Annotated in this window: 28 protein-coding genes; 10 read left to right on the forward strand and 18 right to left on the reverse strand. The window is 67.9% G+C overall.

What is annotated here, in order from left to right:
- Positions 1 to 64: 64 nt before the first annotated feature.
- The 3 genes from V5F59_RS11845 to V5F59_RS11855 form a co-directional block, all read right to left on the reverse strand.
- Positions 65 to 586 carry a (2Fe-2S)-binding protein gene (locus V5F59_RS11845; protein WP_393977587.1) on the reverse strand — a complete coding sequence of 174 codons (522 nt, stop codon included), beginning with the start codon at positions 584 to 586 and terminating at the stop codon, positions 65 to 67.
- Between the two features lie 281 nt (positions 587 to 867).
- Positions 868 to 1,932 carry a bile acid:sodium symporter family protein gene (locus V5F59_RS11850; RefSeq protein WP_393977589.1) on the reverse strand — a complete coding sequence of 355 codons (1,065 nt, stop codon included), beginning with the start codon at positions 1,930 to 1,932 and terminating at the stop codon, positions 868 to 870.
- Between the two features lie 24 nt (positions 1,933 to 1,956).
- Positions 1,957 to 2,421 (reverse strand): SRPBCC family protein, encoded by a 465-nt coding sequence (locus V5F59_RS11855; RefSeq protein ID WP_393977591.1) that lies wholly within the window; start codon positions 2,419 to 2,421, stop codon positions 1,957 to 1,959.
- A 240-nt stretch (positions 2,422 to 2,661) separates the two neighbouring features.
- Between V5F59_RS11855 and V5F59_RS11860 the strand changes: the two genes are divergently transcribed.
- From V5F59_RS11860 to V5F59_RS11895, 8 genes are all read left to right on the forward strand, one after another.
- On the forward strand, positions 2,662 to 3,579 hold the full coding sequence (locus V5F59_RS11860; protein ID WP_393977593.1) for an ABC transporter permease subunit: 918 nt from the start codon (positions 2,662 to 2,664) through the stop codon (positions 3,577 to 3,579).
- On the forward strand, positions 3,579 to 5,078 hold the full coding sequence (livM, locus tag V5F59_RS11865; protein ID WP_393977595.1) for a high-affinity branched-chain amino acid ABC transporter permease LivM: 1,500 nt from the start codon (positions 3,579 to 3,581) through the stop codon (positions 5,076 to 5,078). The genes V5F59_RS11860 and livM overlap by 1 nt, the downstream gene beginning before the upstream one ends.
- Positions 5,078 to 6,007, forward strand: a complete 930-nt coding sequence (locus tag V5F59_RS11870) for an ABC transporter ATP-binding protein (protein WP_393977597.1) — start codon at positions 5,078 to 5,080, stop codon at positions 6,005 to 6,007. The genes livM and V5F59_RS11870 overlap by 1 nt, the downstream gene beginning before the upstream one ends.
- Positions 6,004 to 6,777 (forward strand): ABC transporter ATP-binding protein, encoded by a 774-nt coding sequence (locus V5F59_RS11875; protein WP_393977599.1) that lies wholly within the window; start codon positions 6,004 to 6,006, stop codon positions 6,775 to 6,777. Before V5F59_RS11870 ends, V5F59_RS11875 begins: the two co-directional genes overlap by 4 nt.
- A gap of 1 nt (position 6,778) precedes the next feature.
- Positions 6,779 to 7,228: a DUF6867 family protein gene (locus V5F59_RS11880; RefSeq protein WP_393977601.1), complete on the forward strand. Its 450-nt coding sequence runs from the start codon at positions 6,779 to 6,781 to the stop codon at positions 7,226 to 7,228.
- 178 nt (positions 7,229 to 7,406) lie between these two features.
- Positions 7,407 to 8,507: a branched-chain amino acid ABC transporter substrate-binding protein gene (locus V5F59_RS11885; protein ID WP_393977603.1), complete on the forward strand. Its 1,101-nt coding sequence runs from the start codon at positions 7,407 to 7,409 to the stop codon at positions 8,505 to 8,507.
- 234 nt (positions 8,508 to 8,741) lie between these two features.
- Positions 8,742 to 9,842, forward strand: a complete 1,101-nt coding sequence (locus tag V5F59_RS11890) for a branched-chain amino acid ABC transporter substrate-binding protein (protein ID WP_393977605.1) — start codon at positions 8,742 to 8,744, stop codon at positions 9,840 to 9,842.
- A gap of 119 nt (positions 9,843 to 9,961) precedes the next feature.
- Positions 9,962 to 10,363 (forward strand): rhodanese-like domain-containing protein, encoded by a 402-nt coding sequence (locus V5F59_RS11895; protein WP_393977607.1) that lies wholly within the window; start codon positions 9,962 to 9,964, stop codon positions 10,361 to 10,363.
- Between the two features lie 14 nt (positions 10,364 to 10,377).
- Here V5F59_RS11895 and V5F59_RS11900 read toward each other — a convergent pair whose 3' ends face one another.
- The 13 genes from V5F59_RS11900 to V5F59_RS11960 form a co-directional block, all read right to left on the reverse strand.
- On the reverse strand, positions 10,378 to 10,836 hold the full coding sequence (locus tag V5F59_RS11900) for a type II toxin-antitoxin system RatA family toxin (protein WP_393977609.1): 459 nt from the start codon (positions 10,834 to 10,836) through the stop codon (positions 10,378 to 10,380).
- A gap of 5 nt (positions 10,837 to 10,841) precedes the next feature.
- Positions 10,842 to 11,795: a lipoyl synthase gene (gene lipA / locus V5F59_RS11905; RefSeq protein ID WP_393977611.1), complete on the reverse strand. Its 954-nt coding sequence runs from the start codon at positions 11,793 to 11,795 to the stop codon at positions 10,842 to 10,844.
- A 167-nt stretch (positions 11,796 to 11,962) separates the two neighbouring features.
- Complete coding sequence (locus V5F59_RS11910; RefSeq protein WP_393977613.1) at positions 11,963 to 12,211, reverse strand: GlsB/YeaQ/YmgE family stress response membrane protein; 249 nt, start codon at positions 12,209 to 12,211, stop codon at positions 11,963 to 11,965.
- 10 nt (positions 12,212 to 12,221) lie between these two features.
- Positions 12,222 to 12,500, reverse strand: coding sequence for a GlsB/YeaQ/YmgE family stress response membrane protein (locus V5F59_RS11915; RefSeq protein WP_393977615.1), 279 nt, complete (start codon positions 12,498 to 12,500; stop codon positions 12,222 to 12,224).
- Positions 12,501 to 12,618: 118 nt separating this feature from the next.
- Positions 12,619 to 14,034 carry a dihydrolipoyl dehydrogenase gene (lpdA, locus tag V5F59_RS11920; protein WP_393977617.1) on the reverse strand — a complete coding sequence of 472 codons (1,416 nt, stop codon included), beginning with the start codon at positions 14,032 to 14,034 and terminating at the stop codon, positions 12,619 to 12,621.
- A 66-nt stretch (positions 14,035 to 14,100) separates the two neighbouring features.
- Positions 14,101 to 14,673: a nucleoside 2-deoxyribosyltransferase gene (locus tag V5F59_RS11925; protein WP_393977619.1), complete on the reverse strand. Its 573-nt coding sequence runs from the start codon at positions 14,671 to 14,673 to the stop codon at positions 14,101 to 14,103.
- 71 nt (positions 14,674 to 14,744) lie between these two features.
- Positions 14,745 to 14,981: an HP1242/YdcH family protein gene (locus tag V5F59_RS11930; RefSeq protein ID WP_393977621.1), complete on the reverse strand. Its 237-nt coding sequence runs from the start codon at positions 14,979 to 14,981 to the stop codon at positions 14,745 to 14,747.
- Positions 14,982 to 15,105: 124 nt separating this feature from the next.
- On the reverse strand, positions 15,106 to 16,458 hold the full coding sequence (locus V5F59_RS11935; RefSeq protein ID WP_393977623.1) for a pyruvate dehydrogenase complex dihydrolipoamide acetyltransferase: 1,353 nt from the start codon (positions 16,456 to 16,458) through the stop codon (positions 15,106 to 15,108).
- Positions 16,459 to 16,489: 31 nt separating this feature from the next.
- Positions 16,490 to 17,200: a class I SAM-dependent methyltransferase gene (locus tag V5F59_RS11940; RefSeq protein WP_393977625.1), complete on the reverse strand. Its 711-nt coding sequence runs from the start codon at positions 17,198 to 17,200 to the stop codon at positions 16,490 to 16,492.
- On the reverse strand, positions 17,197 to 18,573 hold the full coding sequence (locus tag V5F59_RS11945; protein ID WP_393977627.1) for a pyruvate dehydrogenase complex E1 component subunit beta: 1,377 nt from the start codon (positions 18,571 to 18,573) through the stop codon (positions 17,197 to 17,199). The genes V5F59_RS11940 and V5F59_RS11945 overlap by 4 nt, the downstream gene beginning before the upstream one ends.
- A gap of 5 nt (positions 18,574 to 18,578) precedes the next feature.
- The gene (locus tag V5F59_RS11950; protein WP_393977629.1) at positions 18,579 to 18,932 is read right to left on the reverse strand and encodes a hypothetical protein; all 354 of its coding nucleotides are present in this window, start codon (positions 18,930 to 18,932) and stop codon (positions 18,579 to 18,581) included.
- 10 nt (positions 18,933 to 18,942) lie between these two features.
- On the reverse strand, positions 18,943 to 19,956 hold the full coding sequence (pdhA, locus tag V5F59_RS11955) for a pyruvate dehydrogenase (acetyl-transferring) E1 component subunit alpha (protein ID WP_393977631.1): 1,014 nt from the start codon (positions 19,954 to 19,956) through the stop codon (positions 18,943 to 18,945).
- Positions 19,957 to 20,117: 161 nt separating this feature from the next.
- On the reverse strand, positions 20,118 to 20,432 hold the full coding sequence (locus V5F59_RS11960; protein ID WP_393977633.1) for an FtsB family cell division protein: 315 nt from the start codon (positions 20,430 to 20,432) through the stop codon (positions 20,118 to 20,120).
- Between the two features lie 119 nt (positions 20,433 to 20,551).
- Between V5F59_RS11960 and recO the strand changes: the two genes are divergently transcribed.
- Positions 20,552 to 21,301 carry a DNA repair protein RecO gene (gene recO, locus V5F59_RS11965; RefSeq protein ID WP_393977635.1) on the forward strand — a complete coding sequence of 250 codons (750 nt, stop codon included), beginning with the start codon at positions 20,552 to 20,554 and terminating at the stop codon, positions 21,299 to 21,301.
- A gap of 86 nt (positions 21,302 to 21,387) precedes the next feature.
- Here the strand turns inward: recO and V5F59_RS11970 are convergent, their stop codons facing one another.
- Both V5F59_RS11970 and V5F59_RS11975 read right to left on the reverse strand, forming a co-directional pair.
- Entirely contained in the window at positions 21,388 to 21,777 is a 390-nt protein-coding gene (locus tag V5F59_RS11970) for a hypothetical protein (RefSeq protein ID WP_393977637.1), read from the reverse strand.
- Between the two features lie 265 nt (positions 21,778 to 22,042).
- Positions 22,043 to 22,285: a hypothetical protein gene (locus V5F59_RS11975; protein WP_393977639.1), complete on the reverse strand. Its 243-nt coding sequence runs from the start codon at positions 22,283 to 22,285 to the stop codon at positions 22,043 to 22,045.
- A 280-nt stretch (positions 22,286 to 22,565) separates the two neighbouring features.
- Here V5F59_RS11975 and parC point away from each other — a divergent pair, with 280 nt between their 5' ends.
- On the forward strand, positions 22,566 to 24,803 hold the full coding sequence (gene parC, locus V5F59_RS11980; RefSeq protein ID WP_393977641.1) for a DNA topoisomerase IV subunit A: 2,238 nt from the start codon (positions 22,566 to 22,568) through the stop codon (positions 24,801 to 24,803).
- Positions 24,804 to 24,807 lie beyond the last annotated feature (4 nt).

The raw sequence follows: 24,807 nt of genomic DNA on the forward strand, positions 1-24,807 counted from the left end.
GGACGGCCTTGATCCATATGAAGAGGGGCGGCGGTGCGCCGGGCATGCCCGGCCGGCAACGGGCCTATTCGGCCGCGTGCGCGCCTTCGCCCGCTCCGCCCATGGCCCGGGCACCGGCGGCGATGGACTTGACGATATTGTGATAGCCCGTGCAGCGGCACAGATTGCCGTCAAGGTTCTCGCGGATGGTCTGCTCGTCGAGGTCCGGTCCGAAGCGGGCGACGAGATCCACCGCGCTCATGATCATCCCTGGCGTGCAGAAGCCGCACTGGAGCCCGTGATTTTCACGGAAGGCTTCCTGCATGGGGTGGAGCTTGCCGCCCGAGGCGAGGCCTTCGATGGTGGTCACCGCCATGCCGTCCGCCTGCACGGCGAGTATGGTGCAGGATTTCACCGCCTCGCCCCCCACATGGACGACGCAGGCGCCGCACTGGCTGGTGTCGCACCCCACATGGGTTCCGGTCAGGTCCAGCGTCTCGCGCAGGAACTGCACCAGCAGGGTCCGGGGATCGATCTCGGCGGAAACGGACTTCCCGTTCACCGTCATGGCGACGGGAATGCGGACCGCGGTTGCGGCGTCGGTCATGCCTTTCCTCCCTGAGCCGCCGCGATTGGTCGCGATCCATGAGGCGCGGGGTTCGGCCCCGCGTCCTCCCGTCGACCGGGCGGTCTCTTTCATTTTTCCAATGAGAGACCGACCGCATGACGCGGTCAAGACGGATGATAACCCTCGGCCCCGGTCTCCGACCGATGCCAAGTGGGTCGCTCACGCGCCGCGCAGGCTTGGCCGAAGGCCCATGAGGCAGGCGCGCGGGCCTCTTCGGCATTACCACCGACGAGGAAAAGCCCCGCGCCGCCGCGCAGGCCTCAGGCCCGGGTGCGCGCCGGCTCCGGCAGCAGGTCTTCCTCCTCCTCGGCGAGGAGGGAAGGCTCCATCTCCTCGGCCTGCAGCCGGGCGAGGGCATCCGCCCGCGCCGCGCTCTGGCCGGCGATGATGCCGACGATCACCAGTTGGAGGAAATGGTAGAGCATGATCGGCGTGATGATCAGCGACAGGCCCGGCGCCGCCCCGAACATCACGTGCGCCATGGGCAGGCCCGTGGCCAGCGACTTCTTGGAGGCACAGAACACCACCGCCCTGGTGTCCGCCTCGCCGAAGCCGAACAGCCGGCAGGCGGCCTGCACCAGCGCATAGACCAGCGCGAACAGCAGCAGGACGCCGGCCACGACCTCCACCAGAATCAGCGGGCTCTGCCCCTGCCACACGCCGGCGGCGACGCTGTCGCAGAAGGAGTTGTAGACGATGGCGAGGATCACCGCCCGGTCCGCCGCCCGCACCAGAGCGCGGTGCTTCTCCACCACCTTGAGCAGCAGCGGTCGCAGCGCCTGTCCGGCGCCCAGCGGAACGACGACGAGGATGATGAGCTTCAGGATCACCGCGCCGAGGTCCATCCCGCCGCCCACCGAGTTCAGGTAGGAGGCCATCAGCACCGGTGTGGCGAACACGCCGATGAGGCTGGAGATGGACGCGTTGAAGATGGCGACCGGCACGTTGCCGCGCGCCAGCGACGTCATCGCCACCGAGGACGACACGGTGGATGGCAGCGCCGCCAGGAAGAAGAAGCCCACCCCCAGCGATTCCGGCAACCGTCCGCCAACGAGGGCGAGCACCCCCACCACCACGGCCGGGAACAGCACGAAGGTGGCCAGCTGCACCACGAGGTGCAGCTTCCAGCGCGTGGCGCTCTCCAGCAGCCGGCGCGGCGCGAGCGACACGCCGTAGAGGAAGAAGATCAGCGCCACCCCCCAGCTCGCCGCCTTGTCGGCGTGGAGCAGGCCCCCCGTGACGCCCGGCTTGGGCCAGGCAAGGGCAAGGAGGACGGCGCAGGCGAGGGCAACAAGAAATGGGTCGAGCTTCAGTCGTGACAACATGAGCCGTGAGGTGAGGCGTGTGACTCACTCTCCCGCGGCCGTTCCCTCTCCCACCGCCTCGGCGAAGTTCTTGAAGAACTCGTCGGCGAGCTTTCTCGCCGTCCCAGCCACCAGCCTTTGGCCGAGCTGAGCCAGCTTGCCGCCGATCTGAGCGTCGGCGGTATAATCAAGCTTGGTCCCGCTTTCGGTTTCGGTCAACCTTACTGACGCTCCTCCCTTGGCGAATCCGGCGATTCCGCCCTCGCCTTCCCCGGAAATCCGATAGCTTTCAGGCGGCTCCATCTCACTGAGCAGGACGGTGCCCTTGAATTTTGCCTTCACCGGCCCGACCTTGGCGACCACCACCGCCTTCAGCTCGGAATCGGAGACCATCTCCAGCGCCTCGCAGCCGGGGATGGCGGCTTTCAGCACCTCCGCATTGTTCAGCGCCGCCCACACCTTCGCACGTGGGGCGGGGATGTCGTAGCTGCCGCTCATTTCGAGGGCCATGGCGTTCCTCCCTTTGTTTTTGCCATGCTGCGCGCGTTTGGAGCGGGCCCGCAAGGCGCATGCGCGTGAAGCGCGCTCCCAGGAGGAATCCACAGGGCTCCGGTGGCCGATGGCTGGCCGGAGGGCGCAATTGTCTCCGCCGACGGGGCGGGTTATGACTTTCTGCAACGGCAGCGCACAATCATCGGGCACGGTGACAGAATAGGCGCGCCAGCGGGCACAGAGGGGATCAGGCGGCGGATGGAAGTCTTCGTCCAGCAGCTCATAAACGGATTGACCCTCGGGTCCATCTACGGATTGATCGCCATCGGCTACACGATGGTGTTCGGCATCATCGGGATGGTGAACTTCGCCCACGGCGACGTGTTCATGGTGAGCGCCTTCATCGGCCTCATCTGCGTCCTGCTCCTGACCACCGTCTTGGGGATGAGCTCCATCTTCCTCATCCTCGCCATCACCTTGGTGGTGGCGATGCTGTTCACGGGGCTTGTCAGCTGGTGCATCGAGCGGGTGGCCTACCGGCCGCTGCGCGGTTCGTTCCGCCTCGCGCCGATGATCTCGGCCATCGGCATGTCCATCTTCCTGTCCAACTTCGTGCAGGTGGCCCAGGGCCCGCGCAACAAGCCGCTGCCCCCCATGGTGACGGACGTGATCGTGCTGATGGAGCGCGACGGCTATGCCGTGACGCTCGCCTACAAGCAGATCATCATCATGGCGGTCACCGCGGTGCTGCTGGGCGGCTTCTGGTTCCTGGTGCAGAAGACCTCCCTCGGCCGGGCGCAGCGCGCCTGCGAGCAGGACCGCAAGATGGCCGCGCTGCTCGGCATCAACGTGGACCGCACCATCTCGCTGACCTTCGTCATCGGCGCGGCGCTCGCGGCGGTCGCCGGCGTCATGTACCTCATGTACTACGGCGTCGTGAATTTCTCGGACGGCTTCGTCCCCGGGGTGAAGGCCTTCACCGCGGCGGTGCTCGGGGGCATCGGCTCGCTGCCCGGAGCGGTGCTCGGAGGGCTGCTCATCGGCCTGATCGAGACCTTCTGGTCCGCCTACTTCTCCATTGAATACAAGGATGTGGCCGCCTTCTCCATCCTCGTCGTCACGCTCATCTTCCTGCCCCAGGGCCTCCTCGGCCGGCCGGAAGTGGAGAAGGTCTGATGCCGCCTGTGCACGACGTGGACGTGGATGTGGACATCATCGACCCGGGTCCGGTCTCCATCCCGGCCCCCCTCCCCTCTCCCGCGCCGGCCCGCACCCGGTCACCGGTGGTCGCGGCCATCGAGGATGCGGCCATCAGCGGTGTCCTCACCGCCCTGCTGCTCCTGCCGCTGGTGGGCTTCCGCGCGACGGAATCGACGAGCGGGCCGCTGGTCCTCACCTACCGCTTCGGCCTGGTGGCCGTGCTGGCAGGCCTTGTCGCGGGCCTGCGCCTCGTCCTGCTGCTGACGTTGTGGCGGCCTGGCCGCAGGACCAGGACCAGCGCCGCATCGGCGGCCCTCGCCGCCGCCGGGACGAAGCTCGGCCCCGCCCTGAAGCCCGCCTTCTTCGCCTTCGCGCTCGCCTATCCCTTCCTCTCCATCCTCCTGGCGGGCGGGCTTTCCGAGAGCCGCTACTGGGTGGACCTCGGCATCTACGTGCTCACCTACGTGATGCTCGGCTGGGGGCTGAACATCGTGGTGGGCCTCGCCGGCCTGCTCGACCTCGGCTACGTGGCGTTCTACGCGGTGGGCGCCTACACCTTCGCCTTGCTCTCCACCAGCATGCCCCTGAACACCTTCATGGACGGCGCGCTGGGCGAGGGCTTCTGGGCGGCATGGGCGTTCTGGATCTGCCTGCCGGTGTCCGGCGTGCTGGCGGCCTTCTGGGGCGTGATCCTCGGCTTCCCGGTGCTGCGGCTGCGGGGCGACTATCTCGCCATCGTCACCCTAGCCTTCGGCGAGATCATCCGCCTCGTGCTCATCAACTGGGTGTCGCTGACCAACGGCGGCGCGGGCATCTCCTCCATTCCGCCGATCACCTTCTTCGGCGTGCCCTTCACCAGCTCGGATGACGGGTTCGCGGCGCGCTACGGGCTCGAATTCAATTCGATGCACCGCTTCGTCTTCCTCTATTTCGTCATCCTGGGCCTCGCGGTGCTCACCGCCCTCGTCACCATCCGCCTGCGCAAGATGCCGGTGGGCCGGGCCTGGGAAGCCCTGCGCGAGGACGAGATCGCCTGCCGCTCCCTCGGCATCAACACCACGCTCACCAAGCTCACGGCCTTCGCCACCGGCGCCATGTTCGGCGGCTTCGCCGGTGCCTTCTTCGCCGTGCGCGTGCGGTTCGTCTCGCCGGAGAGCTTCACCTTCATGGAATCGGCGGTGATCCTCGCCATCGTGGTGCTCGGCGGCATGGGATCGCAGATCGGCGTGGCCAGCGCCGCCATCCTGCTCATCGGCGGCATGGAGCTGTTGCGGAACCTCTCGTTCCTCAAGGCGAGCTTCCTGTTCGGGCCCGATTTCGATCCCTCGCTCTACCGCATGCTCATCTTCGGCTTCGCCATGGTGGTGGTGATGGTGTGGCGGCCACGCGGGCTGGTCTCCAGCCGCATGCCCACCGTCTTCCTGAAGCAGCGCAAGGCGGTTTCGGCCGCGAACGTGAAGGAGGGCCACGGCTGATGGCGGCCCCCCTCACCGCCCGCTCCTGGGACAAGGACAGCATCCTCGCCGTGGACCACCTGTCCATGCGCTTCGGCGGCCTCATCGCGGTCAACGACGTGTCGTTCCGCGCCGGCCGCGGCGAGGTGACCGCGGTGATCGGCCCCAACGGCGCCGGCAAGACCACCGTCTTCAACTGCATCACCGGCTTCTACAAGCCCAGCTCCGGCCGCCTCGCCTTGTTCCACGGCGCCGCGGCCGCGCCCCGCGATGTGGATGCGGTCACCGCCTCGGGGCTCGCCTGGGGGCGGCAGGGCGAGAGCACGCTCTATCTCCTGGAGCGCCTGCCGGACCACAAGGTGGCGTCCTGGGCCCGCGTCGCCCGGACCTTCCAGAACATCCGGCTGTTCTCGGGCATGACGGTGCTGGAGAATCTCCTGGTGGCGCAGCACATGTCGCTGGCCTCCTCCGGCCTGCTCAGCCCCGCCGCGCTGCTCAACCTGCCCTCCTGGAAGGTGAAGCAGAAGGCGGCCGTGGACCTCGCCCTCTACTGGCTCCACAAGATCGGCCTCGCCGCCCGCGCCGACGATTCGGCCGGCGACCTGCCCTATGGCGACCAGCGACGCCTGGAGGTGGCGCGCGCCATGTGCACGCGGCCGGTGCTGCTGTGCCTCGACGAGCCGGCGGCGGGCCTCAACCCGCGCGAATCCGCGGCGCTCAATGAGCTGCTCCTGTCCATCCGGCGCGACCACGCCACATCCATCCTGCTCATCGAGCACGACATGTCGGTGGTGATGGAGATATCGGACCACGTGGTCGTGCTGGAATATGGCTGCAAGATCGCCGACGGCACGCCGGAGGAGGTGCGCAACGACCCGCGCGTGATCGCCTCCTACCTCGGAGTGGACGAGGAGGAGGCCCAAGCCCCCCTCGCGGAGGCAAGGCCATGAGCACGCTCGACCTCGCCCCTCCCGCGAAGGGCGCGGACACCGCCCGCAAGGGCACGCCCCTGCTGTCGGTGTCCGGCGTCACGGCCTATTACGGCAACATCATCGCCCTGCGCGGGGTGGACCTCGAGGTGAACGAGGGGGAGATCGTCACCCTCATCGGCGCCAACGGCGCCGGCAAGTCCACGCTGATGATGACCATCTGCGGCACCCCGCGCGCCCGCGACGGGCGGATCATCTTTTCCGGGCGTGACATCACCAGCTTGCCCACCCACGAGATCATGCGCCTCAACATCGCCCAGTCCCCGGAGGGCCGGCGCATCTTCCCGCGGATGACCGTCTACGAGAACCTGCAGATGGGCGCGACCACCATCGGCAATGCCCATTTCCAGCAGGACCTCGAACGCATGTTCGAGATGTTCCCGCGCCTCAGGGAGCGCATCGACCAGCGCGGCGGCACCCTGTCCGGCGGCGAGCAGCAGATGCTGTCCATCGCCCGCGCGCTCATGAGCCGGCCGCGCCTGCTGCTGCTGGACGAGCCCTCCCTCGGCCTCGCGCCGCTGGTGGTGCGCCAGATCTTCGATGCCATCCGCACCCTCAACCAGAGCGAGGGGCTCACCGTCTTCCTGGTGGAGCAGAACGCCTTCCACGCCCTGAAGCTCGCCCACCGCGGCTACGTGATGGTGAACGGGCAGATCACCATGTCAGGCTCCGGCGCGGAGCTGCTGGCGCGGCCGGAGGTGCGGGCGGCCTATCTGGAAGGAGGCCGCTGAGATGGACCGTTCCGCCGATCCCGGCCGTCCCTCCTCCCCCATGCTGTGGGGCCCGCTCGTGGCGCTGGCCGTGCTGGCGGTGTCGCTGTTCGTCCGCCCGGACCTGCTAATCGGCCGGTCGGCGGCGGATTTCATCATCGTCACGGTGGTGCTCGGCGGCGGCGCGGCCTGGCTCACGGGCAAGGCGGTGGCGCGCAGCTGGGAGCCTTACTCCTACCTCGTCGTCTACGGCCTGCTGCTGGCGGCCGCCGTGCGCTTCTGCCACTTCGCCCTGTTCGAGGACACGCTGTTCGCCCTGAAGCAGACGGTGCCCGAGTTCGCGCTGCTCTTCTCCATCGCCACCCTTGGCTTTCGGGCCATGCGCCGGCGGCAGATGACCCGGCAATACGGCTGGCTGTACGAGCCGTCCGGCCGCATGTCCTGGAAGGCCAGCGCGGGGACTGAAAGATGAAGCCGGCGGCCCCGCGCCCCGCTGCGGTGGCCCGCATGGCCGGGAGCCACGCATGAGCGAAGGGCCGGCCGTGCCTGGTGCGTAGACTCGCGCTTGAATTGCGGCACAATGCGCGCCGCCTGTGGATTCACTGGGCCAGACGCGACGTCGGCACCGGTGCAGAAGGGGAGAAGAACGGATGAAGAAGCTACTGATGGCGTCGCTGGCTCTCGGCGCCAGCCTCGTGGTTGCCGCCCAGGCGCAGGCCCAGGTGAAGATCGCCGTCGCCGGCCCCATCACCGGCGACCTCGCCGCCGTGGGCGCGCAGCTGAAGAACGGCACCGAGCAGGCCATCGCCGACATCAATGCCGCGGGCGGCATCCTCGGCCAGAAGGTGCAGTTCCTTGTCGGCGACGACGGCGGCAAGCCGGAGCAGGGCAAGTCGGCCGCCAACAAGCTCATCTCCGACGGCGCCAAGTTCGTGGTGGGCCACTACAATTCCGGCGTCTCCATCCCCACCTCCCTGGACTATGAAGAGGCCGGCGTTCTGCAGATCAGCCCCGCCTCCACCAATCCCGTCTTCACCGAGCGCAAGATGTGGAACACTGTCCGCACCTGCGGTCGCGACGACCAGCAGGGCGCGGTGGCCGGCGCCTACATCATCAAGAACTTCAAGGGCAAGAAGATCGCCATCGTCCATGACAAGACGCCCTACGGAAAGGGCCTTGCCGACGAGACCCAGAAGGCCCTCAACGCCGGCGGCATGAAGGAAGTCCTCTATGAAGGCGTGAACGCCAAGGAGAAGGACTATTCGGCCCTCGTCTCCAAGATCAAGGCGACCGGCGCGGACCTTGTCTATTTCGGCGGCCTCTATCCGGAAGCCGGCCTCATCGTGCGCCAGATGCGCGACCAGGGCATGAAGACCGTCCTGATGGGCGGCGACGGCATGATCGACAAGGAGTTCTGGAACATCGCCGGCGACGGCGCCACCGGCACCCTGACCACCTTCGGCCCCGATCCGCGCAAGAACCCGGCCGCGAAGGACATCGTCGCCGCCTTCAAGGCCAAGGGCATCGATCCGGAAGGCTATGTGCTCTACTCCTACGCCGCCGTGCAGGTGATCAAGCAGGCGGCCGAGGCGGCGAAGTCCCTCGACCCCAAGAAGGTGGCGGAGAAGATCCACTCCGGCATGACCTTCAAGACCGTGCTCGGCCCGCTCTCCTTCGACAAGAAGGGCGACATCACCAAGCTCGACTATGTGGTCTATGTCTGGAAGGACGGCACCTACAGCGAGCTGTGAGCCGAGGCTGAACCCTCACCGGCCCGAACAGGAAAGCCTGCGCCCAAAGCGCAGGCTTTTTCTTTGGTGCGCCGGGATTTGCGCGCGTTTGGCGACCTTGTGTTCGCCGGCGGAGTTGGCAATCATGCGGGGCATGAGGGCATGGCGCTTGCTTCCTGCGCCACAGGCCCGGCGCGCCCGAGGCCGTCCACGGCCGCCGCCAGAAAAACACGCGACAGTTTCGAGGGGATCGGGATGAACAGGCTTTCCTACGCCGTGCTTGCCTTCTGCGCCGGCCTTGCGCTCGCGCCCTCCGCTCAGGCCGATGTGAGGATCGCCGCAGCGGGCCCGCTCACCGGATCCATCGCCGCCTTCGGCGCCCAGATGAAGCTCGGCACGGAGCAGGCCGTGGCGGACATCAACGCGGCCGGCGGCATCCTGGGCGAGAAGATCGTGCTGGAAGTGGCCGACGACGGCGGCAAGCCCGAGCAGGGCAAGGCCGCCGCCAACAAGCTCATTTCCGACGGCGTGAAGTTCGTGGTGGGCCACATCAATTCGGGCATCTCCATCGCTGCCTCGCAGGATTATGAGGAGGCCGGCGTGCTGCAGATCTCGCCCGCCTCCACCAATCCCGTCTTCACCGAGCGCAAGCTGTGGAACACCTTCCGCACCTGCGGCCGCGACGACCAGCAGGGCCCGGTGGCCGGCGGCTATATCGCCGCGAACTACAAGGACAGGAAGGTCGCCATCGTCCATGACAAGACCCCCTATGGAAAGGGCCTCGCCGACGAGACGCAGAAGGCCATGAACAAGGGCGGCGTCAGGGAAGTGCTCTATGAGGGCATCAACCCCGGCGAGAAGGACTATTCCGCCCTCGTCTCCAAGATGAAGGCGGCGGGGGTGGACCTTGTCTATTTCGGCGGCCTGCACCCGGAGGCCGGCCTCATCGTGCGCCAGATGCGCGACCAGGGGCTGAAAACCGTGCTGATGGGCGGGGATGCCATCGCCGACAAGGAATTCTGGAGCGTCGCCGGCCCTGGCGCGACGGGGAGCCTGATGACCTTCGGCCCCGATCCGCGCAAGAACCCGGCCGCCAAGGACATTGTCGCGCGCATGAAGGAGAAGGGCATCGATGCCGAGGGGTATGTCCTCTACTCCTATGCCGCCGTGCAGGTGATGAAGCAGGCGGCGGAGGCGGCGAAATCTCTCGACCCCAAGAAGGTGGCGGACAAGATCCACTCCGGCATGACCTTCGAGACCGTGCTCGGCCCCCTCTCCTTCGACAAGAAGGGCGACATCACCAAGCTCGACTATGTGGTCTACGAGTGGAAGGACGGCACCTACAGCGAGCTGTAAGGCACCACTGCCCCACCGGCGCCTCGCGCCGGGCCGCGGAGCCTCGGCGACGAGAGGAGGCGTGCCTTGACAGCGTGCCTCCGGCCCCCTCTCCTCCGCCTCCGAACGGAGGAAACCCCATGGCCCAGACCATCACCCGCGGCTTCAAGACCCTGCTCGCGGAAGCCAACGCCCGCGTCGAGACCCTGACGCCCGAGGCGGCGCTGGAGCGGGTCGCGGACGGTGCCCTGCTGGTGGATGTGCGCGATCCCCGCGAGCTGGAGCGCGAGGGGCGCATTCCCGGCGCCTTCCACTGCCCGCGCGGCATGCTGGAATTCTGGATCGACCCGGAGAGCCCCTATTTCAAGCCGGTGTTCGGCGAGGAGCGCCCCTTCATCTTCCTGTGCGCGGGGGGCTGGCGCTCGGCGCTCTCGGCCGCGGCCGCGCAGGACATGGGGCTGAAGCCGGTGGCCCACGTGGGCGGCGGCTTCAAGGCGTGGAAGGAGGCCGGCGCCCCGGTGCAGCAGGACAAGGACGACTGAAGCCGGCCCGCGTCCTACCCCACCGTGCCGTAGACCTGATCCGCCCGCGCCTCGAAGGCATCGGCGAAACGGCGGAAGGCGGCGTCGAACATGGCGCCCATCAGCATGCCGAGGGTGCGCGAGCGGAACTCGTAGGAGATGAAGAACTTCACGTCGCAGGCGGCCGCGCCCTGCCCCACGAACTCCCAGCGGTTGTCGAGGCGGCTGAACGGCCCGTCCAGATACTCCACATGAATGGTCAGGCGGGGCCGGTCCAGGGTCACGCGGGAGGTGAAGGTCTCGCGGATGAGCTTGTAGGCCACCGTCATGTCGGCAACGAGGATCTCGACGCCCTCGTCCGACTTCATGCGCCGCTTCACCCGCAGCGCCTGGCAGAGCGGGACGAACTCGGGGTAGCGCTCCACATCCGCCACGAGGTCGAACATGTCCGGCGCGGAGTGCTTCACCCGCCGCGCATTCGAAAAGGACGGCACCGAGGTCAGGCCCGGCCGAGCCGCGCCGCGCGGTTCGCGCGCAGCTTCTCGAAATCGTCGCCCGCATGGTGCGAGGAGCGGGTGAGCGGGCTCGACGACACCATCAGGAAGCCCTTGGCATAGGCCACGGTCTCGTAGGCCTTGAACTCGTCCGGCGTCACGAAGCGCTCCACCTTGTGGTGCTTGCGGGTGGGCTGGAGATACTGGCCGATGGTGATGAAATCCACGTCCGCCGAGCGCAGGTCGTCCATCAGCTGGAGCACCTCGGGCCGCTCCTCGCCGAGGCCCACCATGATGCCGGACTTGGTGAAGATGGAGCCGTCCAGCTCCTTCACCTTCTGCAGCAGGCGCAGGGAGTGGAAGTAGCGCGCCCCCGGCCGCACCGACAGGTAGTTGGAGGGCACAGTCTCCAGATTGTGGTTGAACACATCCGGCCGCGCCGCCACCACCACCTCCAGCGCCCCGTCCTTGCGCAGGAAATCGGGGGTGAGGATCTCGATGGTGGTCGAGGGGCTGGCCTTGCGGATGGCGGAGATGGTGCGGGCGAAATGCTCCGCCCCGCCGTCCGAAAGATCGTCCCGGTCCACGGAGGTAATGACCACGTGGGAGAGGCCGAGCTTGGCCACCGCGTCCGCCACCTTCTGCGGCTCGCCTTGATCCAGGGCCTCCGGAAGGCCGGTGCGCACATTGCAGAAGGCGCAGGCTCTCGTGCAGGTGTCACCCATGATCATGAAGGTGGCGTGCTTCTTCTCCCAGCACTCGCCGATGTTGGGGCAGCCCGCCTCCTCGCACACCGTGTGGAGGCCGTTCGCCCGCACAATGCCCGCCGTCTCGCTCCAACCGGCGGAGCCCGGCGCCTTCACGCGGATCCATTCCGGCTTGCGCAGCACCTCCGTCTCGGGGCGGTGCGCCTTCTCCGGATGGCGGGGGCGGGCGTGGGTGTCGATGACCGTGACCATGGGCTGACTCTCTTGACCCCGGGCCGGGAACGGGCCCCATCCGGGCGGCACCCCGCCCGGACCAGAAGCTGGAGCGGGCGGGTTCGTGTTCAACATACTGTGCGCCGCCGCAGCCCGGAAGCCATGCGGCACGCGCCGCGGCGATGCGTTTTCCGCGGCCCGCGTCCTCAGGCCGGCCGCTTGCCCGTCACCGCCCGCCAGATGGCGAGCAGCAGAACGGCGCCGCAGGTGGAGATGACGATGCGGTCGAGCATGCCGTCGCCGATATACTGGAGCCCGAGCGCCCCCGCCACCCAGCCGCCGAGCATGCCGCCGACGAGCCCCACCACCAGATTGGTGAGGAGCCCGCCCGAGGACTTCATGATCTTCTCGGCCAGGAAGCCGGCGATGATGCCGACGAGAATGGAGATGATCATCCCGCCCTCCTCACCGTCCGCGCACTGCGCGCCAGACCCACAGCAGCACGATGGCGCCGACGATGGCGGCGATGAGCGTGCGGAAGAAGCCGAACACCGGCACGTTCAACACCGAGGCCAGCTTGTCGCCGATGAAGGCGCCGGCGACGCCGACGAGGAGGTTCGTCAAAAGGCCGTGGTTGCTGGCGGTGACCCGCTCGGCGACCCATCCGGCGATGATGCCGATGATGATCAGCGAGAAGAAGCCGACCCCCGGCTGGTTCAGGAACGCGACTGTGTGCTGGTCCATGATGGCCCCCTGTGCACGACGCCCGTTTGGCCGCTGCCATCCGGGAAAGGCCCGGCGATCATGCATCCGCCCGCCGCCCTTGGCGAGAGGCCCCGGACCGGAGGCCCGGGGCGCCCCCTCACACGTGGATGGCGCGGCCGTAGGCGGCCATGACGCTCTCGTGCATCATCTCGGAGAGCGTCGGGTGCGGGAACACCGTGTGAATGAGCTCCTCCTCGGTGGTCTCGAGATTCATGGCCACCACGAAGCCCTGGATCAGCTCGGTCACTTCCGCCCCCACCATGTGGGCGCCGAGCAGCTCGCCGGTCTTGGCGTCGAAGATGGTCTTCACCAGGCCGTCCGGCTCGCCCAGCGCGATGGCCTTGCCGTTGCCGATGAAGGGGAAGCGGCCCACCTTGATCTGGCGGCCCTGCTCCTTGGCCTTCTTCTCGGTAAGGCCCACCGAGGCGATCTGCGGCGTGCAATAGGTGCAGCCGGGGATCTTGTTCTTGTCCATGGGATGGGTGTGGAGGCCCTTGATGGTCTCCACGCAGATCACCCCCTCATGCTCCGCCTTGTGGGCGAGCATGGGCGGGCCGGCGATGTCGCCGATGGCGTAGACGCCGGGCACGTTGGTGCGGCCGTAGCCGTCCGTCACCACGATGCCGCGCTCGATCTTCACCCCCAGCGCCTCGAGGCCCAGCCCTTCCACGTTGCCCACCACGCCCACGGCGGAGATCATGCGCTCCACCGTGATGTCGTGCTTGGCGCCCTTCTCGTCCTCGATATGGGCGGTGATGCTGTCCGCGTGCTTGGTCACGCCCGTGACCTTCGCCCCGGACATGATCTTCATGCCCAGCTTCTCAAAGCGCTTGCGGGCGATGGCGGCGATCTCCTCGTCCTCCACGGGGAGGATCTGCGGCAGCACCTCCACCACCGTCACCTCGGCGCCCATGGTGCGGTAGAAGGAGGCGAACTCGATGCCGATGGCGCCCGAGCCCATGACGAGAAGGCTCTTGGGCATCTTCTCCGGCACCATGGCGTCGAAATAGGTCCAGATCAGCTTCTTGTCCGGCTCAAGCCCCGGCAGGGCGCGCGGGCGGGCGCCGGTGGAGACGATGACGTGCTTGGCCGAATAGTCGCCGCCGCCCTTGGCGCCCTTGGGCGGGTTCTGGGCGGCTTCCACCTTCAGCTTGCCCGGCGCGGTCAAGGTGGCCTTGCCCCAGATCACGTCCACCTTGTTCTTGTTGAGCAGGAAGCCGACGCCGGTGGCGAGCTGCGCGGAGACGCCCCGCGAGCGCTTCACCACGGCGGCCGCGTCGAAGCCGATCTTCTCGGCGGAGAGGCCATAGTCCTTGGCGTGCTCCATGTAATGGTAGATCTCGGCGGAGCGCAGCAGCGCCTTGGTGGGGATGCAGCCCCAGTTGAGGCAGATGCCGCCCAGGTGGCTCTTCTCCACCACGGCGGTCTTGAAGCCGAGCTGCGCCGCGCGGATGGCGGCCACGTAGCCACCCGGCCCGCCGCCGATGACGATGATGTCGTAGGTGTCAGCCATGGAAGGTCTCCTCGCCGCGCGATCCACCGGCGGGCGCGTGTTCGGGGGTGATGGGGAAAGGCCGTGTCATCGGCCGGTGATCGTTTCACGCCTGCCGCGGGCGAGCGCGGCGAGGGCAGCCTCGAACAGGGTCAGGTCGCGGAAGGGATCGTCCACTTCCTGCTGCGCCTGGACCACCTGGAGGCCGGAGGCGATCAGCGCCTCGGCCAGCATCAGATTGTCGAACAGGCCGAAATCCTCCACGTGGAGCCCGTCGGCGAGCGGAATGCCCGCGTCCGTCGCCGGCGCGCCGGTCGCGCCGATGGCGGCGACGGCCCGGTGCTTCAGCTCCCCCGGCGCGGCGCAATAGGCCGCCACGATCTTGCCGAGGGCAAATCCATAGCCGACTTCAAAAGCCGTTCCCGGATCGGCGCTGATGCTCCGGAACGGCGTGAGATTCGCCAGCACCGCATCCGCCTCGCGGATCAAGGCGAGGTTGGCGGCGAAGATGGCGCGGCTGGTTGGGGCCGCGCCATGCCATTCGGTGTCGAGGGGGAACAGGCCGGTGAAGCCGTAGCCGGCGCAAAGCTCGGCCTTGCGCCGGCCAATCTCCCGCGCATCGGCGAGGAACACCTCGGGACCGGCGAGATAGAGCTTCATCCTTCCCCGTTCCTCTCACCGCTCCTGCGGTTCCCCTCCCGGGCGGTGGCCGGGCAGGCCCGGCCCACCGCTCACTTGGACAGGATGGCGTAGAGCTCGTCCTTGAGCTTCATGCGCTCGCGACGCATCACCTCGACCTCCTCGTCGCCGGTGGGCTCCACGTCGGTCTCGGCGCGATGCACCTGGCGGTTCACCTCGTGATAGGCGTCGTGAAGCTTGGCGAAGTGCGCATCGCTCGCCTTCAGCACCTGGATCTTCTCGGCGAACTCCGGGAAATCGGCGGCAAGCTCGTGGGGCGTATGGCTCATTTTGGTTCACCTTTCTTGGGACAGACGGCGCCGGGCGCCGATGCCTCCGCAGCTACACTGCTCCGCCGCGGCAGGATTTGATCTGCCGCAGCTGCAGTGTCCCCGCGGTCTTACACCAGCATGCTCACACGAGCATGGACATGGGCTTCTCGATGAAGCCCTTGAACGCGCTGAGCAGCTCCGCGCCCAGCGCGCCGTCCATCACCCGGTGGTCGCAGGTCATGGTCACGGTCATCTGGGTGGCGATCCGGATCTCGCCGCCCTTCACCACCGCCCGCTGCTCGGAGGCGCCCACCGCGAGGATGGAGGACTGCGGCGCGTTGATGATGGCGGTGAAGTTGCGCATCCCCATCATGCCGAGGTTCGACACGGAGGTGGAGCCGCCGGAATATTCCTCCGGCTTCAGCTTCTTGGTGCGGGCGCGGGCGGCGAGGTCGCGCATCTCGTTGGAGATGGTGGAGAGCGTCTTCTGCTCCGCCTTCTTCACGATGGGCGCATAGAGACCGCCGTCGATGGCCACCGCGACGCCCACGTCCGAATGCTTCATGCGCAGGACGCGGTCCTCGGCCCACACGGCATTGGCGGCGGGCACCTTCTGCAGCGCCAGCGCCATGGCCTTGATGATGAAGTCGTTGACCGAGACCCGGTAGGCGGGCTTGCCGTCCTTGTCCCTGGCGGCATTGGCGTTCACCTGCTCGCGCAGGGCCATCAGGTCGTCGAGGTCGCAATCCACCGTCAGGAAGAAGGTGGGCGTCACCTGCTCGCTCTCCACCAGGCGGCGGGCGATGGTCTTGCGCATGCCGTCGAGCTGGATCTCCTCATAGGAGCCGGGCTCGAACAGGGCCTTGACCTGCTCGGCGCCGGGCGCGGTGGCGACCGCCGCCTTGGGCGCGGGCGCAGCGGCCGGGACAGCCGCGGGGGCGGGCGCGGCGGCAGCGGGGGCCGCCTTGAGGCCGGGCTGGGCGCCCTCGATGTCGCGGGCGACGATGCGGCCGTGCGGGCCGGAACCCGCCACGGCACCGAGGTCGACACCCTTGTCCTTGGCAAGCCGGCGGGCCAGAGGCGAGGCGAACACGCGCCCGCCCTGCCCGTTCGCCACCGGGGCCGGAGCCGCAGCAGGGGCAGCCGCAGCAGGAGCCGTCGTGGCGGCGGGAGCAGCGGCGGGGGCCGGGGCCGCGGCCAGTGCAGGCGCCCCGCCCTTGCCGGCGCCGGCGGCAGCGGCGGCCACGTCCTCGCCCTCGCCGGCGAGCACGGCGATGAGCTGGTTCACCGGCACGTCCTGCGAGCCCTCGGGCACCAGGATCTTGGCGAGGACGCCTTCGTCGATGGCCTCCACTTCCATGGTGGCCTTGTCGGTCTCGATCTCGGCGAGCACATCACCGGACTTGACGGTGTCGCCCTCCTTCTTCAGCCACTTGGCAAGGTTGCCCTTCTCCATGGTGGGGGACAGGGCCGGCATCAGGATTTCGATGGGCATCTTCTTGGCCTTTCGAAAAATGCAAAAAACCTCAGCGACGCCGGGTGAAGGCGAGCATCTGCTGCTGGCGGGGATGGGACCAGCCGCCGATGACCTTCATCTCCCAGTTCGGGTCCCTGGAGAGGGCCTGCGAGAGCTGCGCCTCGGTGTAGTGGAACGGGTCCTTGTCGGGGAATGTCACCACGCCGCCGCGCCCCTGCTTGTAGCTGCCGTCGAAGCTGCGGTCCGGCACCAGGAAGCAGGTGACGAAGAAGGTCGCGCCCGGCACGAAGAAGGGCGCAATGCGGGCAAGGCACTCCACGAGATAGGGCAAGGGCAGGTGGCTGAAGACCGACTGGGCGATGCCCATGTCGAACTGAACCCCGAAGGGCGCCAGGTCGAAGCTGTCGGAGACCCTGAGATTCTCCCGCGGCAGCTTCTTGTCGAGGCCGAGGGGCACGATCTCGTGCTCCCAGCCGGCATCGAGCAGGTCCTGGTTGAGATCGATGCCATAATAGCGATCGGGTTCCAGGTAGGCGGCGAACCGGACCCCGCCACGCAGGCTGCCGCAGCCGATGTCGACGAGCCGGTGGCCCGGCTTCAGCCCGTGCTTCACGAGGAAGTCGAGCTGGAGCCGGCCGACCTGCTCCCACAGGCCGCCGATCACCTCGCGGTGCTGGCCCGTGCGCACGTGGCCGGCCACGTGCTCCCGGTCATAATAGGAGGACGGCGGGTCCCCCTTGGCCTCGTCGGCCGCTATCATTTGTAGGTCACCGCGTGGACCGCCGCGATCACATCGGCGACCGTCGGCAGGGCCAGCTTCTCGAGATTGGCGGCATAGGGCATGGGCACGTCCTTGCCGGTCACGCGCAGCACCGGGGCGTCGAGATAGTCGAAGGCCTTGTCCATGAGCTGGGCGACGATCTCGGCGCCGACGCCGGACTGCGGCCAGCCCTCCTCCACGCTCACGCAGCGGCCGGTCTTCTTCACCGAGGCGATGATGGTGTCCACGTCCATGGGGCGGATGGTGCGCAGGTCGATCACCTCCGCCTCGATGCCCTGCTTGGCCAGTTCCTCCGCCGCCTTCAGCGCATAGGTCATGCCGATGGAGAAGGACACCAGCGTCACGTCCTTGCCCGGGCGGGCGATGCGCGCCTTGCCGATGGGCAGCACGTAGTCATCGAGCTTCGGCACCTCGAAGGAGTGGCCGTAGAGGATCTCGTTCTCGAGGAAGATCACCGGGTTGGGATCGCGGATGGCGGCCTTCAGCAGGCCCTTGGCGTCAGCCGCGCTGTAGGGGGCGATGACGCGCAGGCCGGGCACCTGGCTGTACCAGGCGGTGTAGTCCTGGCTGTGCTGGGCGGCGACGCGGGCGGCCGCGCCGTTGGGGCCGCGGAACACGATGGAGCAGTGCACCTGCCCGCCGGACATGTAGAGCGTCTTCGCCGCCGAATTGATGATGTGGTCGATGGCCTGCATGGCGAAGTTGAAGGTCATGAACTCCACGATAGGCTTCAGGCCCGCCATGGCCGCGCCCACGCCGAGACCGGCGAAGCCGTGCTCGGTGATGGGCGTATCGACAACGCGTCGGGCGCCGAACTCCTGGAGCAGCCCCTGCGTGATCTTGTAGGCGCCCTGGTATTCGGCGACTTCCTCGCCCATGACGAAGACATCGCCGTCGCGGCGCATCTCCTCGGCCATGGCGTCGCGCAGGGCCTCGCGGACGGTCATGGTCACGTATTCGGTGCCGGCCGGCACTTCCGGATCCGGCTGGGCCACTGCCTGGGCAGGTGCGGCGGCCGGGGCGGCAGCCACCGGCGCCGGAGCGGCGGCGACCGGCGCAGCGGCCGGGACCGGAGCGGGCGCGGGAGCCGGGCTGGCGCTGGCGTCCTCGCCGTCGGCCAGGATGGTGGCGATGGGCGTGTTCACGGCCACGTCCTGGGCGCCTTCCGGCACCAGGATCTTGCCGAGGATGCCCTCATCCACCGCCTCCACCTCCATGGTGGCCTTGTCGGTCTCGATCTCGGCGAGCACGTCGCCGGATTTGACCGTGTCGCCTTCCTTCTTCACCCACTTGGTGAGGTTGCCCTTCTCCATGGTGGGAGACAGGGCCGGCATGAGAACTTCGATGGCCATGGCAGTCAGCTCTTGCTCGGCGCGCTCGCGGGCGCGGCCGGCAAGGAGCCGGCCGGGGCCGCGGTGGGCTTGAAGGTGAGGTTGGTGTAGGCGGAGATGGCCGCGACCGCGACGGTCAGCGCCACGAAGAAGGCGACGGCCGCCTTGCCGGCGCGCACCGCGTCGGCATCGGCTTCCGGCCCGCGCCGCTTCACGGCGAAAGGCCACAGGACGAGGAGGAGGTGGCGGCCGAACCCGGCCGGGAGCCCAGCTGCCCGGTCGTCGGCGATGGACTGGAGGCCGCCCCGCACGGCCCAACCCCAGGCCGCAAGGGCCGCGAGCAGGGCGAGCCCGGCGAGGATATGGAAGAACGACGCCACGGCCGGCGCCTCAGCGCAGCACGTCCGTGTACAGCTCGGAGACGTCGGGCTCGGGATCGTGGCTGGCGAAGTCGGCCGCCTCGTTGACGATCTCGCGGACCTCCGCGTCGATCTTCTTCAGCTCGTCCTCGGTCGCCTTGTGCGCATCGAGGAGACGCGCACGCACCTGCTCGATGGGATCGTGCTCGGTGCGCATCTTCTGGACCTCCTCCTTGGACCGGTATTTCGCCGGGTCCGACATGGAGTGGCCGCGATAGCGGTAGGTCTGCATCTCCAGGATGTAGGGACCGTTGCCCTCGCGGGCGAAGGCGAGCGCCCGCTCGCCGGCGGCCTTCACCGCCTGCACGTCCATGCCGTCCACCTGCTCGCCGGGGATGTTGAAGGAGGTGCCGCGCTTGGAGAAGTCCTGCTGGGCCGAGGCGCGGGAGACCGCCGTGCCCATGGCGTACTTGTTGTTCTCGATCACGTACACGACCGGCAGCTTCCACAGCTCGGCCATGTTGAAGCTCTCGTAGACCTGCCCCTGGTTGGCCGCGCCGTCGCCGAAATAAGTGACGGAGACGTTGCCGTTCTCCCGGTAGCGGTCGGCGAAGGCGAGGCCGGTGCCCAGCGACACCTGCGCGCCGACGATGCCGTGGCCGCCGAAGAACTGCTTCTCGATGCTGAACATGTGCATCGAGCCGCCCTTGCCCTTGGACAGGCCGCCGCGGCGGCCGGTGAGCTCGGCCATGACGCCCTTGGCGTCCATGCCCGTGGAGAGCATGTGGCCGTGGTCGCGATAGCCGGTGATGACCTGGTCGCCGGTCTTCATGGCCATCTGCATGCCCACCACCACGGCCTCCTGGCCGATGTAGAGGTGGCAGAAGCCGCCGATGAGACCCATGCCGTACATCTGGCCGGCCTTCTCCTCGAAGCGGCGGATGAGCAGCATCTCGCGATAGGCGAAGAGATCCTGGTCTTTGGTGAAGGGGGCCGGGGTCGCGGCATCAGCGGCGGCGCGGGGCGAGGTCTTCTTGGCGGCCATCGGCATCCTCAGGAAGCTCTGGAACTGCGCCTCTCTAACCCAGCTTCCGGGAGCCTCAAAGCAGGAAAATGCCTCCGCTGCACTGCAACACGTTGCAAATGCTTTATTTCACTTGATTGAACTGAAATATGGTTCATATCATGCATGAACTGATCTTCAGTTCATTTGCTGCGAAGCAGCACCAGATCCTTGCCATTGATGAAGTTGAGCTGGCGCCGTCCCTCCTCGTCCAGCATGTCGGGATCGAGCTGGTTCGGGGCAAGCAGGGAGACCTTATTCTCGATGGCCTTGCGCTGCGCCTTCAGGGCGGCGAGATCGCTCTCGAGCCCCCGCATCTCCTGCTCGTAATTGCGCCGCGCCACGAGGCCGTGGTCGCCATTGTAGGCATGGTATGCGAAATAGCCGATGACAGCCGCCGCTCCCAGATGGAGGGCGAGCGTGGCGAGGATGGTCTGGAGGCGAGATCGGCTCTGCATGGGCGCATATTCCTCCGTCCCGGTTTCCGTCCTCTTAAGGATGACCGCGCCTGTTGCCTGCCCCTGCACAAAGGGATCAAGTGCGACCCGGCATCGGGCATGGCGCAGGCGGAGCGGCCGTGGAGTGGATTGACGAAGGCATTGTCCTGGGGGTGAGACGGCACGGCGAGGGCAATGCCATCGTCGAGCTGCTCACGCGCCGGCGCGGCCGCCATCTTGGCATGGTTCGCGGCGGCACCTCGCGCAGGCACGCCCCGCTGCTCCAGCCCGGCAACACGGTGGCCGCCACCTGGCGGGCCCGGCTCGAGGAGCACATGGGCAACTACACGCTGGAGCCGGCGGTGGTGCGTACCGATGTGCTGATGCGCAATCCCCACGCCGCCTATGGCTTCACCCACATGGCGCAGCTGCTCCACCTGCTGGCGGAGCGCGACCCCCACGAGGAGCTGTTCCTGACGCTGGGCGCCATCCTCGACGCCCTGGAGGATCGCGCCACCGCCGGCATGCTGGTGGCGCGCTTCGAGCTGGCGCTGCTTTCCGAGCTGGGATTCAGGCTGGAGCTGGAGGCCTGCGCCGCCACCGGCCGGCGTGACGACCTCATCTATGTGTCACCCAGGAGCGGCAGGGCCGTCTCCCGGGAGGCCGGCGCGCCTTATGCCGGGCGGCTGTTCGCCCTCCCCGCCTTCCTGGTGGCGGGCGGCGCATCCCCCGGCCCCGATGAGGTGGAGGCAGCCCTTCGCCTCACCGGGCATTTCCTGCTCACCCGGGCCCTGGAGCCGCGCGGCCTCGGCCTCTCCGATGCCCGCGCGGCCTTCCTCGCCGCCTTGCGCCGGGAACCGGCCCGGCAGGATCCGGCCAAAGGGCCGTGAGCTTGCCCCACCGGCCTTTGCCCGGGAGCCCGCGCGGCGCTTGAGCGAACCCGGGCGACACCGGTCAAGGACCGGGACTGATGGTGTCAGTCCGGATAGCGCGGGCCGAAGTAGCGGCCGTCGCCGTCGCCATCATAGCCCCCGCGCGGCGCATATCCGCCGTAGTCGCGGCGCGGGGCGTAGCCGCCATAGTCCCGGTATCCGCCGCGGTCGCCGCCGTATCCGTAGCCGCCATGGTAGTGGTGGCCCGGCACCCACGCGCTCCGGCAGCGCGTATCCCAGCCCCAGCCGCGGGGCACGCGCCAGCACTGGCGTATCCAGCGCACGTCCTCAACCTGCGCGCCCTCGATGCCGGCCCGCCCCTGCCCCGCCGGCCCCATCCCGCTGCCCGCGAGCGACCCCGCCGATGCGGAAGGCCCTCCGGCCAGAAGCGCCAGCGCAACGAGACCACCTGCAGCAACAACCGCCCTAATCATCGTCCTGTCTCCTCTCGGAGCGAGCGCTCATGCGCCCATGCCCTGAAAGGTAAAATCGAGTTTTGTTGCGACGTTGTTGGGGAGGTGATCTTTTGTTGTTTCAATGAATGCAATTCGTCCACAAGTTCGACCGAAATATGCAAAGCATTAAATGAGGAAATAACAAACGGTCATACCGACCTGACGGACGACGCCCCCACCCGGAGGGGGCCCCTCTCCCGGCGGGTGGGGACTGGCGCCGGTGAACGGCGCCAGTCCGGTCCAACTACCAGCGCGGCCCCACCCAGGCGCTGCGGCAACGGGTGGTCCAGTGCCAGCGACCACCCCACCACACGCGCTGGCGCCAGCACCGGCGGACCCAGTAGACGCTTTCCGGCGCCGCCTGCTGCTGCGCCGACCCGGCGAAGGTGGAGCCGCTACCCATCAGCGTGCCCGCCGACGCGCTCGGGACACTGGAAAGAAGCGCAAGGGCGACCACTCCGCCCGCAGCCAGTATCGTCTTTCTCATGAGCCTCTCCTCTTGTGCGCGAGCGATCTTCGGCGCACGCGCCAAAGCTAGAACGCAGCTAGGGCGTAACTTTGTTCCCCGGAGATTTTTTGCCATGTGATTTTAATGATTTAAGGTGCGCGGTTACTGCCGCGCTGAACGGGCGTTCATGTACCTGAATACCAAGGCGCGGGTCGTTCACCTTGGTGGCGATCCCATGGCGGCTGCCCGGTGACCCCGGCAGGCGCCGGCGCGCCAACAAGCGCCTTGTCCCGCGCGTGCGCGCGGGCTACTGGCAGGCATGGCCACCCGCACACTTCCCCCCGGCGACGGACACATCGAGAAGGTACCGCTGAAGGAGGCGCTGGAAGAGCGCTACCTCGCCTATGCCCTCTCGACCATCATGCACCGCGCGCTACCCGACGCGCGCGACGGGCTGAAGCCCGTCCACCGCCGCATCCTCCACGCCATGCGCCAGCTCCGGCTCGATCCCGGCCAGGGCTTCAAGAAGTCCGCCCGCGTGGTGGGCGACGTGATCGGCAAGTTCCACCCCCACGGCGACCAATCGGTCTATGACGCGCTGGTGCGCCTCGCCCAGGATTTCGCCCAGCGCTACCCGCTGGTGGACGGCCAGGGCAATTTCGGCAACGTGGACGGCGATAACGCCGCCGCCATGCGATACACCGAGGCGCGCCTGACCGAGACCGCGCGTCTGCTCCTCGACGGCATCGACGAGGACGCGGTGGACTTCCGCCCCACCTATGACGGCTCCGAGGAGGAGCCGTCGGTGCTGCCGGCCGCTTTCCCCAACCTGCTCGCCAACGGGTCCCAGGGCATCGCGGTGGGCATGGCCACCTCCATCCCGCCCCACAATGCGGCGGAGCTGCTGGACGCCGCGCTCTACCTCATCGACCATCCCGAGGCCCTTGCCTTCGACCTGCTGAAATTCGTGCCGGGCCCGGACTTCCCCACCGGCGGCGTGCTGGTGGAGGACCCCGTCGGCGTCGCCGAAGCCTATGCCACCGGCCGCGGCTCGTTCCGCGTGCGGGCGCGCTGGGAGAAGGAGGAGACCGGGCGCGGCACCTATGTGGTGGTGGTCACCGAGATCCCCTACGGCGTCGCCAAGTCCCGCCTCGTCGAGAAGATCGCCGAGCTGCTCACCGACAAGAAGCTGCCGCTGCTGGCCGATGTGCGCGACGAGAGCGCCGAGGACATCCGCCTGGTGCTGGAGCCCCGCGCCCGCACGGTGGATGCCGAGGTGCTGATGGAGAGCCTGTTCAAGCTCACCGAGCTCGAGGCGCGCATCCCCCTCAACATGAACGTGCTGGTGCGCGGCCAGATTCCCAAGGTGCTCTCCCTCGCCGAGGCGCTGCGCGAGTGGCTGGACCACCGCCGCGAGGTGCTGCTGCGCCGCTCCCGCTACCGGCTGGAGCAGATCGCCCACCGGCTGGAAGTGCTGGGCGGCTACCTCGTCGCTTATCTCAACCTCGACGAGGTGATCCGCATCATCCGCGAGGAGGACGAGCCCAAGGTGTCGCTCATGCGCACCTTCGAGCTGACCGACGTGCAGGCGGAAGCCATCCTCAACATGCGGCTGAGGTCTTTGCGCCGCCTGGAGGAGATGGAGATCCGCAAGGAGCACGACGCCCTCTCCAAGGAGCAGGATGCCCTCAACAAGCTGGTCGGGTCCGAAGGCGCCCAGTGGAAGGCGATCTCCAAGGAGATCCGCGACACCCGCAAGACCTACGGCCCCGAGACCGCCATCGGCCGGCGCCGCACCACCTTCGCCGCCGCCCCCACCGTGCACGAGGACGCGTTCACCGAGGCGCTGGTGGAGCGGGAGCCCATTACCGTTGTCGTTTCCGAGAAGGGGTGGGTCCGCGCGCTGAAGGGTCATGTGGCGGACCTGTCGAACCTTCAGTTCAAGGGCGACGACAACCTCGGCCACGCCTTCTTTGCCGAGACCACGTCGAAACTGATGGTGTTTGCATCCAACGGTCGATTCTACACCTTGGACGCCTCCAAGCTGCCCGGCGGACGCGGGCACGGCGAGCCGCTGCGCCTCATGATCGACCTGGAGCAGGAGGCGGAGATCGTCTCCGTCTTCGCCTACCAGGCCGGCCGCAGGCTGCTGGTGGCCTCCAGGCAGGGCCGCGGCTTCGTGGTGCCGGAAGACGAGTGCCTCGCCAACACCCGCAAGGGCAAGCAGGTGCTGGTGACCGACCCGCCCGATGCGGCGCTGGCCGTGCGGTTCGTGGACGGCGACTGGGTGGCGGTGATCGGCGAGAACAGGAAGCTCCTGGTCTTTCCGCTCAACCAGATGCCGGAGATGAGCCGCGGCCGCGGCGTGCGCCTGCAGCGCTACAAGGAAGGCGGGCTGTCGGACCTGAAGTCCTTCCCCATGGCCTCCGGCCTTACCTGGGAGGACACCTCCGGCCGGACCTGGACCGTGACCGACCTGATCGAATGGCAGGGCGAGCGCGCCTCCGCCGGCCGCCTTCCGCCCAAGGGCTTCCCGCGTACCAACAAATTCGCCTGACGCC

Origin of the sequence: Xanthobacter nonsaccharivorans (genome assembly GCF_043194755.2) — a bacterium.
GTDB lineage: Bacteria > Pseudomonadota > Alphaproteobacteria > Rhizobiales > Xanthobacteraceae > Xanthobacter > Xanthobacter autotrophicus_G.